At 73.3% G+C, this 13,196-nt stretch carries 9 protein-coding genes, 1 tRNA gene and 1 pseudogene; 5 read left to right on the forward strand and 6 right to left on the reverse strand.

Going from position 1 to position 13,196, the window contains the following annotated elements; translation table 11 throughout:
* Window positions 1-197: 197 nt before the first annotated feature.
* The 3 genes from OV079_RS13190 to OV079_RS13200 all read left to right on the forward strand — a co-directional run bounded on the left by OV079_RS13190 (window position 198) and on the right by OV079_RS13200 (window position 3,544).
* Window positions 198-860 carry a response regulator transcription factor gene (locus tag OV079_RS13190; protein WP_267768716.1) on the forward strand — a complete coding sequence of 221 codons (663 nt, stop codon included), beginning with the start codon at window positions 198-200 and terminating at the stop codon, window positions 858-860.
* Window positions 857-2,263 carry a HAMP domain-containing sensor histidine kinase gene (locus tag OV079_RS13195; protein WP_267768718.1) on the forward strand — a complete coding sequence of 469 codons (1,407 nt, stop codon included), beginning with the start codon at window positions 857-859 and terminating at the stop codon, window positions 2,261-2,263. The genes OV079_RS13190 and OV079_RS13195 overlap by 4 nt, the downstream gene beginning before the upstream one ends.
* Before the next feature lie 141 nt (window positions 2,264-2,404).
* Window positions 2,405-3,544, forward strand: coding sequence for a hypothetical protein (locus OV079_RS13200; protein WP_267768720.1), 1,140 nt, complete (start codon window positions 2,405-2,407; stop codon window positions 3,542-3,544).
* A 274-nt stretch (window positions 3,545-3,818) separates the two neighbouring features.
* Here OV079_RS13200 and OV079_RS13205 read toward each other — a convergent pair.
* Window positions 3,819-3,897 (reverse strand) — tRNA-OTHER (locus OV079_RS13205).
* A 227-nt stretch (window positions 3,898-4,124) separates the two neighbouring features.
* Here OV079_RS13205 and uvrA point away from each other — a divergent pair.
* Window positions 4,125-6,971: pseudogene (gene uvrA, locus OV079_RS57805) on the forward strand (excinuclease ABC subunit UvrA).
* A gap of 256 nt (window positions 6,972-7,227) precedes the next feature.
* Here the strand turns inward: uvrA and OV079_RS13215 are convergent.
* The 5 genes from OV079_RS13215 to OV079_RS13235 form a co-directional block, all read right to left on the reverse strand.
* Window positions 7,228-8,157 carry a radical SAM protein gene (locus tag OV079_RS13215; RefSeq protein WP_267768722.1) on the reverse strand — a complete coding sequence of 310 codons (930 nt, stop codon included), beginning with the start codon at window positions 8,155-8,157 and terminating at the stop codon, window positions 7,228-7,230.
* Between the two features lie 2 nt (window positions 8,158-8,159).
* A complete protein-coding gene (locus tag OV079_RS13220) occupies window positions 8,160-8,834 on the reverse strand; it encodes an aKG-HExxH-type peptide beta-hydroxylase (protein ID WP_267768723.1) in 675 nt (224 codons plus the stop codon).
* Between the two features lie 92 nt (window positions 8,835-8,926).
* Window positions 8,927-9,325 (reverse strand): hypothetical protein, encoded by a 399-nt coding sequence (locus OV079_RS13225; RefSeq protein ID WP_267768724.1) that lies wholly within the window; start codon window positions 9,323-9,325, stop codon window positions 8,927-8,929.
* A complete protein-coding gene (locus OV079_RS13230) occupies window positions 9,310-10,095 on the reverse strand; it encodes a hypothetical protein (protein ID WP_267768725.1) in 786 nt (261 codons plus the stop codon). Before OV079_RS13230 ends, OV079_RS13225 begins: the two co-directional genes overlap by 16 nt.
* A 486-nt stretch (window positions 10,096-10,581) precedes the next feature.
* Window positions 10,582-11,067, reverse strand: a complete 486-nt coding sequence (locus tag OV079_RS13235) for a hypothetical protein (RefSeq protein WP_267768727.1) — start codon at window positions 11,065-11,067, stop codon at window positions 10,582-10,584.
* 219 nt (window positions 11,068-11,286) lie between these two features.
* Between OV079_RS13235 and OV079_RS13240 the strand changes: the two genes are divergently transcribed.
* Window positions 11,287-13,158, forward strand: coding sequence for a radical SAM protein (locus tag OV079_RS13240; protein ID WP_267768729.1), 1,872 nt, complete (start codon window positions 11,287-11,289; stop codon window positions 13,156-13,158).
* Window positions 13,159-13,196: the final 38 nt, after the last annotated feature.

Below are 13,196 nucleotides of genomic sequence, written 5' to 3' on the forward strand. Positions count from 1 at the left end.
TGACCGCCGCCGCGAGTCGGACGCGCCCCGCCGCCACGCCCGGGCCCGCCAGCGCTCGCGCGTTTTGCGCCCACGCTTCCGGGGCACGCCGATGCCCGCCCGCGCCCGCTCCCGTCGCCGCGCCAGGCCGCGCTGCGGACGCGACTGCGGCCCGGGCACCCCGGCCGGCCGCGACGACCGGCGCTATCATCCGCGCGATGAAGATCCTCATCGTCGAGGACAACAAGAAGCTCGCCAGCTTTTTGCTGCGCGCCCTGGCCGAGGAGGGCTACGTCGTCGACCTCGTGGAGGACGGCGGCGTCGCCATCAGCCAGAGCCGCAGCATCAGCTACGACCTCGTGATCCTCGACTGGATGCTGCCCTCGGTCGACGGGCTGACCGTGTGCCGCACGCTGCGCTCGGCCGGCGCGACCATGCCGATCCTCATGCTCACCGCGCGCGCCGAGATCCAGGAGCGCGTCGCCGGCCTCGACGCGGGCGCCGACGACTTCCTGCCCAAGCCGTTCGACCTCGGCGAGTTGCTGGCCCGCGTGCGCGCGCTCGGCCGGCGCGGCCACGGCGATCGTTACCTCGAGGTCGGCCCCGTGCGCATCGACCGGCACGAGCGCACCGTCACCCTCTCGGGCCGGCGCCTCGACCTCACCCCGCGCGAGTTCCTGCTGCTCAGCTACCTCGTGCGCGAGGCCGGGCGCGTCGTCCCGCGCACCGAGCTGCTGCAGAAGGTCTGGGAGCTGTCCTTCGACCCCGGCTCCAACGTCGTCGAGGTCCACGTCAAGAACCTGCGCACCAAGCTCGGCGAGCACGCCGCTCGCATCGAGACCGTGCGCGGCGTCGGCTACCGCTGGCAGAACGAGGCATGAAGCTCCGCAACCGCCTGGTCGCCGCGGTCACAGGCGTCACCGTCGTCGCCCTCGCGCTGTCGTTCGTCCCGCTCTACCTGCTGATCCGCGCGCTCGAGATCTCGGACCTCGACAACGCCCTGTTCCGCCAGGCCACCGCCCTCGCCCAGCACCTGCCCGGCACCTACTACGCCGGCCATCCGCTCGACGAGGGCCACGCCGACGTGCCCGAGAGCATCGATCCGACCCCGCGTTACACTGCGATCTACGGCCCCGACACCGTGCTCGAGACCGCGTCGGAGAGCTTCGCCGGCCAGGCCCCCGGGACGCTCGCCGCGCTGGGCTTGCGGCACGCGCTGCCGTGGGACGGCGTGGCCGTCGACCTCGAGCTCGGCGAGGCGCGCCTGCGCGGCGTCGTCATGCCGACCGGCGATCAGGGCGAGGCCCTGCTCTACGCCGTCTCCAAGAGCACCGTCGAGGACGACACCACCACCCTGTTCGAGCTCCTCCTCCTCATCTTCGTCTGTGCCGCCGGAGCCACCGCGCTGATCGCCCGCTGGCTCGGCGAGCGGCTCGCCCGCGACGTCCACTCGGTCGCGCACGTCGCCCGCCTGGTCGCCGAGGGCGACCTCGCCGCGCGCGTCGGCGATCCGCGGGTCATGGGCGCCGACGAGACGCGCTCGCTCGCCACCGACCTCGACCACATGATCAGCCGCCTCGACGAGGTCGTGTCGTCGCAGCGGCGCTTCATCTCGCACGCCGCCCACGAGCTGCGCTCGCCGCTGGCCTCGCTGCGCGGCGAGCTGCAGCTCGCGCTGCGACGCGACCGCGACGTCGACGAGTACCGCGCCGCCCTGCGCGAGATGTTGTCCTCGGTCGACGCCCTCATCGCCCTCGCCGAGGACCTCCTGCGGCTCGCGCGGGCCCAGGGCGGCGCCCCGGCCACGCGCGGGCGCGCCCGGGTCGCCGACGTCGTGCGCGAGGCCGTGCGGATGGCCCGCGGCCACCTCGACGATCGCGGCGTCACCATCGCGGTGCCGCCCGCGATCGACGAGTTCCCGGTCGAGGTGCGCGGCGGCGCGGCCGACCTCACCCGCGCCCTCCGCAACCTCATCGACAACGCCGTCGTCCACAGCCCGCCCGGCGGCGAGGTCCGCGTCGAGGTCGTCGTCGTCGAGGGCGGCGTCGAGCTCGCCGTCGTCGATCAGGGGCCGGGCATCCCGGTCGAGGATCAGCCGCACATCTTCACCCCGTTCTTCCGCGGCGCCGGCGGCGAGAACCACGAGGGCGCCGGCCTCGGCCTGGCGATCGCCCGCGGCCTCACCGAGGGCTCGGGCGGCCGCCTCGCGCTCGACACCCGCCACACCGGCGGCGCGCGCATGGTCCTCCACCTCGCCTTCGCCGAGAGCGTCCCGCCCGTCTGAGCCCTCGCCACCACCTGGCCGTTCGGCCAGGTCGTTCGCCTCCGGCCGGGCCAAACCGCCGCAGGGCCGCGCCCCGGGGCGAAATCACCGGGCGCGTCTTCGCTCTTGCTTGCGCGCGCGAGCGCCGACTAGCCTCGCATCATGCGCCGCCCGACCTGCTCTCCCGCCCTCGGCATCGTCCTCCTCGCGGCGTGTACCGTCCCGAACCCGGCCTACAACGCCAGCCAGGGCCTCCTCGCGAGCGACACCGGCGACTCATTGAGCACGACGAGCCCCGGCAGCACCTCCGCCACCGCCGATCCGACCAGCGGCGGCGGCGGCAGCAGCAGTCAGGGCACCACGGTCGACCCGACCGCCGCGACCAGCGACACCACCGCCGCGGCGACCACCGGCACCGCCGCGACCACCGACCCGGCCACCAGCACCACCGAGAGCGTCGACACCCTGGCCACGAGCACCAGCGACGGCGACTCGACCGCGAGCACGACGACGAACGACACCTCGCAGCCGAAGCCCGACCTCTCGCCCGGCGACCTGTGTCCGCAGATCGCCGCCCCGAACCTCGAGATCACCGTCCAGCACACCCCCGCCCCGGCCCTCTGCAACGCCGCGTTCGGCCCCGTCATCCAGGGCATCCTCGCGGCCGAGCCCGACGCCGGCACCTTCAAGTTCCGCGCCTGCAACTCGGTCCAGGACTGCATCATGGGCAACACGCAGTGCCTCGCCAACCAGACCTTCGCGGTCCACGTCGAGGGTCCGGAGTCGGCCATCCCCGACATCCCGCCCGGCACCTGCGTCAGCGTCGCCTACGTCGGCACCGGCTTCGCCGACGCCAACACCTGCAAGACGCGGATGGTCCGCTTCGCCAAGCCGGGCAACCTCAACAACCTCGCCTCGAGCATGTTCGTCGCCGGCATGCGCGTGCCCGGCACCGCCGAGCTGCCGGCGCCGTGGCCCGACGCGCTCGAGTTCTCCGTCGCCCCGTCGCAGGTGCAGGCGTGCCCCGGCAACAACGTGTGCGGCAACCCGCCGGGCAGCTACGAGCTCGTCGGCCAGTTCTCGGGCCTGGAGGTCGTCGCCGGCATGGGAGAGGCCAAGCAGGCCAAGATCCCCCTACGACCAGAACCACAACCCGGTCGGTTCGGTCGCCGGCAGCCTCCACAACCTGCGCTCGTACGCCGGCCCGGCCGACCAGTGCGAGTTCCGCTGGGTGTGGCTGGCCGACGCGTACAAGCCCTGAGGACATGTCCTCTCGGGCATGCCTCTTCAGCCATGTTTTAAAAGCATGCCCTCGAGACCAGGCGCGCACCGGCGCCCCTGCCCGCGGCTGTCCGCGCCACGGCCCGTCCGGGCGCGGCGCTCGTGAGAGCTCGGAGCAGCGCCTCGACCGGCTCACGCACCGCGACCCGGCCGCGACCGATCGTTCGCCAGCCGCCGAGCCTGCTCCTTCGGCCATGTCCTGAAAGACATGGCCTGCCGGCCAGCTCGGCGGCCCGACCGGCGGACGGGCCGCCGTCGCGGCCGCAGATCTCGCCGCGCCTGGCCAGGTCGACGATGCCCGGGGCGGGACTCGAACCCGCACGCTTGCGCCGGGGATTTTAGTCCCCTGTGTCTACCGATTCCACCACCCGGGCGTGGGGCCCTCTAATAGGGGCACGCGGCCCGCTTGAGAAGCTTGAGAAGCCGCGCGCCCGGGCCGGAGCGCAGGTCGGGCCGGGAGATCGGCGCGAGATCGCACCTGAACACCCGAACACGTGCGCAACTTTCACCTGCACAGGCGAGCGGCGGTGTCGGCGGGCGCGAAAACGCGTGCTAACACGGCGACGTGGACACCCCGGAACGGACCGCCCGCCTGAGCCCCGTGCGCGAGCCCGACTTCATCGAGGTCAAGGGCGCGCACGAGCACAACCTGCAGATCGACGAGCTGCTCGTCCCCAAGCGCAAGCTCGTCGTCTTCACCGGCGTGAGCGGCTCGGGCAAGTCGAGCCTCGCCTTCGACACCCTCTACGCCGAGGGGCAGCGGCGCTACATCGAGAGCCTGTCGGCCTACGCGCGCCAGTTCCTGGGCCAGCTCGAGCGGCCGAAGATCGAGCACCTGCGCGGCCTGTCGCCGACGATTGCGATCGAGCAGAAGAGCGCCTCCAACAACCCGCGCTCGACCGTCGGCACGATCACGGAGATCTACGACTACCTGCGCGTGCTCTACGCCCGCGTCGGCACCCAGCACTGCACCGACTGCGGCAAGCCGGTGCGCAGCTCCTCGCCGGAGCAGATCGTCGACGCGCTCCTGGCCGAAGCGCCAGGTAGCAAGCTGACCCTTCGCCCCGCTCGTCACCCACCGCAAGGGCGAGTTCAAGGACCTGTTCGAGGAACTGCGCGGGCGCGGCTTCCTCCGCGTCGAGGTCGACGGCGAGCTCCACCGCCTCGACGACCCGCCCAAGCTCGACAAGAAATTCAAGCACACCATCGCCCTCGTGGTCGACCGCATCACGGTCCGCGCCGAGGACCGGCGGCGGATCACCGAGAGCGTCGAGCTCGCGCTGCGCGAGGGCAAGGGCGAGCTGCGGGCCGAGGCCGAGGGCAAGGGCAACGCCCCGGGGCTCAAGCTGCAGTTCTCCGAGTCGCGCAGCTGCTGCGGCAAGAGCTTCCCCGAGCTCAACCCGGCCAGCTTCTCGTTCAACAGCCCGCTCGGCATGTGCCCCGACTGCAACGGCCTCGGCACCCGCAACGAGGCCGCGCCCGACCTCGTCGTGCCCGACCCGAGCCTCAGCATCCGCGACGGCGCGATCGCCCCGTGGGCCTCGGCCATGGAGCGCGGCGAGGGCTGGACCTTCCGCATCGTCGAGGCGCTGGCCGACGCCTGCGCCGTCGACCTCGACAAGCCGTGGAAGGAGCTGCCGAAGAAGAAGCGCGACACCGTGCTGTTCGGGGTCCAGGGCGAGCAGAAGATCGCCGTCAAGTGGGGCAGCGAGAACAGCAGCTCGCAGGGCACCTGGGGCATGCGGTTCGAGGGCGTGATCCCCAACCTCATGCGTCGCTTCCGCGAGACCGACAGCGAGGCCGCACGCGACTACTACCGCAAGTACTTCCGCGAGGTCCCGTGCGACGTGTGCAGCGGCAAGCGGCTGCGCCCCGAGAGCCTCGCGGTGCGCGTGTCCGGGGCCAACATCGCCGAGTCCACCGCGCTGACCGTCCTCCAGGCCAGCAAGCACTTCGCCGCGCTCACCCTCACCGGCCAGCAGAAGACCATCGCCGAGGGCGCGCTGCGCGAGATCGCCGCCCGCCTCACCTTCCTGCTCAACGTCGGCCTCGACTACCTCACCCTCGATCGCTCGGGCCCCACCCTGTCCGGCGGCGAGGCCCAGCGGATCCGCCTCGCCAGCCAGCTCGGCTCCGAGCTCAGCGGCGTGATGTACGTGCTCGACGAGCCGAGCATCGGCCTCCACCAGCGCGACAACATGCGGCTCATCCGCACGCTGCAGCACCTGCGCGACCTCGGCAACACCGTCGTGGTGGTCGAGCACGACGAGGACACCATCCGCGCCGCCGACCACGTGGTCGACTTCGGCCCCGGCGCCGGCCACCTCGGCGGCAAGGTCGTGTTCAGCGGCACCGCCAAGGAGCTGGCGCGCTGCAAGGAGAGCCTCACCGGCGCCTATCTCCGGGCCGCAAGGAGATCGCCGTCCCGGCCGCGCGGCGGCCCGCGAAGGGCAAGATCAAGGTCCTCGGGGCCGCCGAGCACAACCTCCGCGGCATCGACGTCACCATCCCGCTCGGCGGCCTGGTCGCGGTCACCGGGGTCAGCGGCGCCGGCAAGAGCTCGCTCGTCAACGGCATCCTGCTGCCCGCGCTCAGCAACAAGCTGCACGGCAGCCTCGAGCGCATCGGCGCCCACAAGGGCCTGTCCGGCCTCGAGAAGCTCGACAAGGTCATCGCCATCGACCAGCGCCCGATCGGCCGCACCCCGCGCTCGAACCCCGGCACGTACACCAAGTCGTTCGACCTGATCCGCGAGCTGTTCGCCCAGCTGCTCGAGTCGCGCGCGCGCGGCTGGAAGGCCGGCCGCTTCAGCTTCAACGTCAAGGGCGGCCGCTGCGAGGCCTGCCAGGGCGACGGCGTGATCAAGGTCGAGATGCACTTCCTCAGCGACGTATACGTCCCGTGCGAGGTGTGTGGCGGCAAGCGCTACAACGCCCAGACCCTCGGCGTCACCTACAAGGGCCGCACGATCGCCGAGGTCCTCGACAGCAGCGTCGACGACTGCCTGCAGATCTTCGAGAACCACCCGCCGCTCAAGCGGATCCTCAACACCCTGGTCGACGTCGGCCTCGGCTACATGAAGATCGGCCAGACCGCGACGACGATGTCCGGCGGCGAGGCCCAGCGCGTCAAGCTCAGCCGCGAGCTGTGCAAGGTACAGACCGGCAACACCCTCTACGTCCTCGACGAGCCGACCACCGGCCTCCACTTCGAGGACATCGCCCGCCTGCTCCACGTGCTCCAGCGCCTGGTCGACGCCGGCAACACCGTCCTCGTCATCGAGCACAACCTCGACGTCATCAAGTGCGCCGACTGGATCGTCGACCTCGGCCCCGAAGGCGGCCAGGGCGGCGGCCTCGTCATCGCCGAGGGCACGCCGGAGGAAGTGGCCAAGATCGAGGCCTCGCACACCGGCCGCTTCCTCGCCCCGCTGCTGCGTCGCAAGTAGCTCGTGTGGACATGTCCCCGGCGCCATGTCGCCGGGGACATGCCCGCTTACACATGTCCCTGGCGACATGTCGGCTCGCAGGCCCGCGTCTTCGCGCCGCTCGCGGTCGGACGCGAGACTGCGGCCGACGCGCATCGATTCGGAGCGTCACTACGCCGTCGACCTCGAGCAGGCGTCGTCGGCGAGTGCTGCCACGGCAACGACGGCTGAAGCTGCTGGCCCCGCGCGTCCACGCCGGCGGCCGGGCCTCGCCGCCTCACCGCGCGATCGGCAGCCGCGTCGGCCCGCGCGTCGCCGCCTGCCCCCGCGCGGCCGCGATCTCGCCGTCGCCGAACACCGCCAGGTAGTCTGGCCGCACGCCCGGACAGACCTGCTCGAAAGGACAGCCCGCGCACGCCGGCACCTTGACCCGACCGGCGAGGCGGCTGTCCTTCAGCGCGAACGTGGCCTCCGGCGTCACCACCACCACGCGGTCGGCGCCGGGATCCCACGCGTGCGCGTGGTCCTCCCCGAGCAGACAGCGCGGGACGTGCAGCGAGCGCAGCGTCATCGCCTGCCTGCGCCCGCGCGCCAGCGCCTCGGTCACGAACGGCAGCGCCTCCGACATCCGCGGCAGCGACTCCGGGCGGGCCGCGTTGGCGTCGGTCAGCGATACGTACCAGAGGTCGACCGCGCGCACCCCGAGCTGGGCGAGCCAGTCGATCGCCGCCGGCAGGTCGGCCATCGTGTCGCGCTTGACGATCAGATCGACCACCAGGGCCGCTCCGCTGGCGACCGCGCGCTGCAGCCCGCCGACCATCGCCGCGTACGTACCTGTCCTTCGGACCAGATGCTCGTAGCGGTCGGCCCGGTGGGTGTGGATCGACACGTGCAGGCGCGTCGTCCCGGCCGCCAGCAGCCGCGCCAGGTTGTCGCCGTGCGCGTACATCAGCCCGTTCGACTGCACCTTGATGTCGGCGAACCCGAGCGCCCGCCCGGCGCGCACGATCGCCAGCAAGTCGGGGCGGATCGTCGGCTCGCCGCCCGTGATCGACAGCGCGTCGAGCCCCTGCGCCCGCCCCTGCCGCAGCGACGCCAGCGCGTGCGCCGTCGACAGCGCTCGCCCGCGCAGCTCCGGCCCGATCGTGCAGTAGTCGCACCACAGGTTGCAGTCGTAGCCGAGGATCATGTCGAGCAGCCCCGGCACGGTCAGCCCTCCCGGAAGCGGCGGAAGCGATCGTCGAGCCGCATCAGTTCCGCCAGCAGCGGCGCGCCGAGGGCCGTCGTCCGCGCGTGCTGCCGCAGCGTCTCGACCGCCTCGTGGTTGCCGCGCGCGACCTGTCGCAGCCGGCCCTCGACCTCGGATGTCCCCGAGGACAGCATCGACTCGAGCATCGCCGCCACCGGCAGGAACGCGTGGGCCGCCAGCAGCACCCCGTGCAGCGGCCGCGGGTCGGGCCGCACCGGCGACGCGTACAGCGGCGACCAGGCGTTCTCCAGGATCGGCCCCTGCTCGAGCAGCGCGTGCAGCTTGTTGTGCGAGAACTCGTGGATCAGCGCCTCCGCCAGAGTCAGCGCGCTCGGGTGCAGGCTCAGGTAGACCGTCCCGATCGCCTCCTGATACGACGCCGACAGGTGCCGCTCGCGGTCGTGCCCGACCGGCACCACCAGCGCGAGGCCGACGTCGAGCTCGGCCCGCAGCCCCGGCAGGTGCGCCTCGACGAGCCCCAGCCCTGCGCGCAGCCCCGCCAGCCAGGCCGCGACCGGCTGCCCGCCGAGATCGAGCCCGCTGCCGGACTTGTCGGGGTGGGCCTCCAGCTCCGCCAGCGGGTTGTTGTCGCGCCGCAGCGCCAGGGCGATGGGCCCGGCGAAGCTTTCATACATGTCCCTCGTCACATGCTCGGACGGACATGTCCCGAAGTCCTCTCCGAGCGGCCCGCCCGCTCCGCCGGCCTGCCAGCCCCTCGGCCCGATCGTCAGCGGCCCCGGCGGCGGCTGCAGGGCGCAGCGAGCCCCGAGACACAGCACCCGCGCGGCGGCTGCGGCACCTGAAACCTGTCCTCGAGGACACCCGCGACCGCGAGCTCGAGCGCCAGCGTCGCCAGCAGCTCGCCCTGCAACGCCGGGTCCGGCCGTCCGCGCAGGCAACGGATCAGCGTCCCGATCGTCGGCCGCCGCACCGCGCTCGCCAGGGCCCCGGGCGCCCGCACGGCGATCCGTCGCAGCTCCGGCACGAACCGCCCCCACGCCGCGCCGTTCGGCCCCGGTCCGGGCGGCAGGCGCAGCAGGTCGGTCAGCGCTCGCCGCAGCGCGATCGAGAACAGCCCGCGCGCCGTCTCCGATCCGGGCGCCGGCAGCGTCAGATCGGCCAGCACGACGCCTCCGACAATCCGAGCCATGGCCCCGAGAACATGTCCCGAAGTCTCTTCGCACGCGAACCGCCGGCAGCGCTCCCCTCGCCGGACCGCGCGGGCGTCAGCTCGCCGGCGTCGAAGCGGCGCAGATACTCGCCGTCGACCCCCGGACAGCTCGCCCGCAGCCCGCACTCGCCGCAGCTCGCGGCGAACGCGAGCGTCGGCGAAGGCACCGCGCGGTCGCGCAGCGGCCCGAGCAAGCACAGCGGCGCCCCGGCGATCGCCGCGAGCAGCCCGGCTCGCTCGGCCGCCACGAGCGCCTGCAAGGCGTACGGCACCGCGACCGCCAACCGCGGCGCCACGGCCCCGTGCCCCTGCCGACGGACCTCCGCGACCACCGAGACCTGCCACCCGAGCGCCCCGACGTCGGCGACCAGTCCGGGCACTGCCGCCAGCACCCGCGTGTTCGAGCGCGTCAGCGGCGTCGTCACCGTCACCGGCACGCGCACAGCCCGGGCCGCCCGCAGCGTCGCAGTCGCGGCCCGGAACGACCCCTCGCGGCCCGCGTGCCAGTCGTGCGCCGCCGCCTCGGCCGCGTACAGCCGCACCCGCAGCCCGTCGATCCCCGCGGCCTTCAAGGCGGCCACTTGTTCGCCCGTCAGCCCCGCCGGCCCGGGCGCCGCCAGCACCCGCGCGACCCCTGCCGCGCGCGCCGCCGCGATCCAAACCGCCATTTCTTCGAAGCTGCCGGCCAGCGTCAGGGCCTCGCCTGTCCCTCGCAACCTGGCCAAAACGCCCCGTCCTTCCGGACTGGACGGCTCGACGTCGGCCCTCACGACAAGCCCCTTCGGACAGGTACCTTCGCCCCTGTCCCCCGCGACATGACCCAAACGCCCTGTCCCTCCGGACCGGGCGATTCGGCCGCCTTCATCGCCTGCCCCTCCGGCCAGGCCCCTTCGCCCCTGTCCCCCGCGACAGGGCCCAAACGCCCTGTCCCTCCAGACAGGACGAATCGGCGTCCGCCAACTTCATCGCCTGCCCCTCCGGCCAGGCCCCTTCGCCCCTGTCCCCCGCGACAGGGCCCAAACGCCCTGTCCCTCCAGACAGGACGAATCGGCGTCCGCCAACTTCATCGCCTGCCCCTTCGACCAGGCCCCTTCGCACCTGTCCACCGCGACATGTTCGCTGCGCCCTGTCCCATCGGACAACTCGCAGTCCCCCGCGCCGCGCCGACCACCATTCTGGCGGTGCGCCGTCTGCCGCCCTGCCCGCGTCGCTCAGGTCCACGGCGTCAGCACGGCCTGGCGGTGCGCCGTCAGCCGCTCGGACAGCGTCAGCAGCCCGGGGATCGCCGGGTCGCCGCGCTCGGTCGCCAGCTGCGTCAGCCGTTGCGCCAGGGCCCGCGCCCCCTGCTCCTCGACGGCCGTCGACGGCCGATCGCCCTCGCCCCCGTTGGCGAGGTACAGCGCCAGCCCGCCCGCCTGTGCGACCGCGCGTGGCCCGTCGACCTCGGCGCGCAGCAGATCGACCTGGAACTTCTTGCCCTCCGGCGTGCGCATCAACACCGGCACCGCCCCGGCCACCAGCGGCAGCACCTGCTCGACGCGCCACTCGCCGACCGGCCCGACCAGCTCGGCCAGCGGCGCCGCGGCTGACGGCGCCGTCGTGCGCGGGCGGAGCGTACACGCGGTCGAGACGCCGGCAGCGGCAACTCCGAGGGCAGCGAGGACCTTGCGACGAGCGACACGCGGCGAAGGCTTCATGCAGTCTTTCCTACTGGAGCCCAACGTACCCGCCCGCCGCAGCCTCCGTCAAGGCGACGGCGCCGCCGCCCTCTCACGCGTATGCCGACGCGTGGCCGCAGCGCCGGCCACCGCGGCCACGCCGACCCACCGCCGCCGCCACCGAGACGGCGCGTGAGCCCTCGACCACGCCGGGCGCCCGGCGACCGCCGCGAGGACGCGCTAGCATCGGCGCCGCGCATGGACGACCGCAGCCACCTCGGACGCGCCGCGCGGCCCTCGCAGCCGCCGAAGCTCCAGCCCGGGGACTACAAGGCGCTGATCAAGGTCGGCTACGGCTGCAACGAGCACTGCACCTTTTGTCACACCCTCGACGTGCGTCCGATCGACGGCGACGCCGAGGAGGTCGAGCGGAAGATCGTCCGCGCCGCCGAGCTGGGGCACGCCATGGTCGTCCTGTCCGGCGGCGAGCCGACGATCCGCCCCGAGCTGCTCCGCTGGGCCGCGCAGGTGGCCGGCCTCGGCCTCGACCTCGGCCTCGTCACCAACGGCCGCGCCCTCGCCTACGCCGAGCTCACCGACAAGCTCGTCGCCCACCGCCTGCGCTACGTCTACCTCTCGCTCCACGGCGGCAGCGCCCCCGTGCACAACCGCCTGGTCCGCAGCGACGCCTTCGATCAGGCCGTCGCCGCCCTGCGCAACCTCAGCGGCCGCGGCCTCGACCTCACCGTCAACTGCGTCGTCACCCGCCAGAACCTCGCCCACCTGCGCGGCCTCGTCGACCTCGTCGCCGCGTTCGCCGACGTCACCCTCAAGTTCTCGATGGTCGAGCCCAAGGGCGGCGCTGCGCGCAACTTCGAGCTGCTGGTGCCGCGGATCGGCGCCGTCGCCGAGGCCGTCCTCGCCGCGGCCGCGCACGCGCGCCAGCGCGGCGTCCGGGTCCAGCACGGCGGGATCCCGCGCTGCCTCCTACCTGGCCTCGAGGACAGCTACAGCGACCTCCGCAGCCACCGCTACTGGACGATGGTCGAGATCGGCGAGCCCGACCTGTTCCCGGTCGACGACGACAACAAGCGCCACCCGCCGGCCTGCGCCGGCTGCAGCCTGCGCGGCGGCTGCCCCGGGCTCTACCGCGGCTACCTCGACGTCCACGGCGACGGCGAGCTGCGCCCGGTCACCGATCGCCCGCGCGCCAACTCGTTCAACTACACGCTCGAGGCCGTCCACGAGGCCCCCGAGGCCACCTGTCCCTTGCGCCAGGGTCCGCTCGGCGTCACCCCGTGGGAGCGCGGCCGGCATCTGTTCGTCCGTCGCGGCCCCGCGATCGCCCGCTACCGCGCCGACACCCGCGACTTCACCGACGAGGAGATCGCCGCGGTCAAGCACGACCTCGGCCAGGTCTACGTCGACGCCGCCCGCGGCCCGGCCCCCCAGGACTTCGCCCGCGAGCTGGTCCCGCTGGCCCGCAGCCCGCTGTGCGCCGGCTGCCCGCACCTGTCCTCGTGTACAGGGATGTTCGAACCTGTCTTCGAGGACATCTTCACCCGCGACGACGCCGTCGTGCGCGCGCGCCTGGCCGAGCTCGGCGGCGACGTGCTCGACCTCGGCTGCGGCGACGCGCCCTACCTCGACGTCCTGGCCCCGCGGATCGCCGGCGGCGCGATCCGCTACACCGGCGTCGACCCCGACGAGGCCGCGCTGGCCCGCCTGCGCGCTCGCCTGCCGCCCGGCGCCGCGCTCGAGGTCGGCGACGCCGAGGCCCTCGAGCTCGGCGAGCGCCGCTTCGACGCCGTCACGATCTTGCGCAGCTACAACCACCTGCGCGACCCCGATCGCGTGCTCGTCACGGCCCTGTTGCGGCTGCGTCGCGGCGGCGTCCTCGTCGTCTGCGACAACACCGCGTTCGGCCTGGCCCGCACCCCCGCCCAGACCACCCGCGGCGAGCGCTCGAGCGTCCGGCGCGAGCACTACCGCAACGACACCGCGGTCGAGGCCGCCGGGCGGATCGAGGCCGCCGCGGCCGGGCTGGGCGTGAGCCTCGCCGCCCTCGATCGCCGCGACATCGGCCCGGGCACCAGCAACCAGTGGTTGCTGGTCTACAGCCTCGCCTGAGGCGGTTCCCGACCGCTGCGCTCGCCTACCGCTCCCCG

It is taken from the genome of Nannocystis pusilla (assembly GCF_026626665.1).
GTDB lineage: Bacteria > Myxococcota_A > Polyangia > Nannocystales > Nannocystaceae > Nannocystis > Nannocystis pusilla.

Excerpts from the sequence above, each read along its gene's own strand:
- OV079_RS13220 (WP_267768723.1), bottom strand. The coding sequence starts at position 8,834 with ATGTATGAAAGCTTCGCCGGGCCCATCGCCCTGGCGCTGCGGCGCGAC.
- OV079_RS13190 (WP_267768716.1), top strand. The coding sequence starts at position 198 with ATGAAGATCCTCATCGTCGAGGACAACAAGAAGCTCGCCAGCTTTTTG.
- OV079_RS13235 (WP_267768727.1), bottom strand. The coding sequence starts at position 11,067 with ATGAAGCCTTCGCCGCGTGTCGCTCGTCGCAAGGTCCTCGCTGCCCTC.
- OV079_RS13200 (WP_267768720.1), top strand. The coding sequence starts at position 2,405 with ATGCGCCGCCCGACCTGCTCTCCCGCCCTCGGCATCGTCCTCCTCGCG.
- OV079_RS13195 (WP_267768718.1), top strand. The coding sequence starts at position 857 with ATGAAGCTCCGCAACCGCCTGGTCGCCGCGGTCACAGGCGTCACCGTC.
- OV079_RS13240 (WP_267768729.1), top strand. The coding sequence starts at position 11,287 with ATGGACGACCGCAGCCACCTCGGACGCGCCGCGCGGCCCTCGCAGCCG.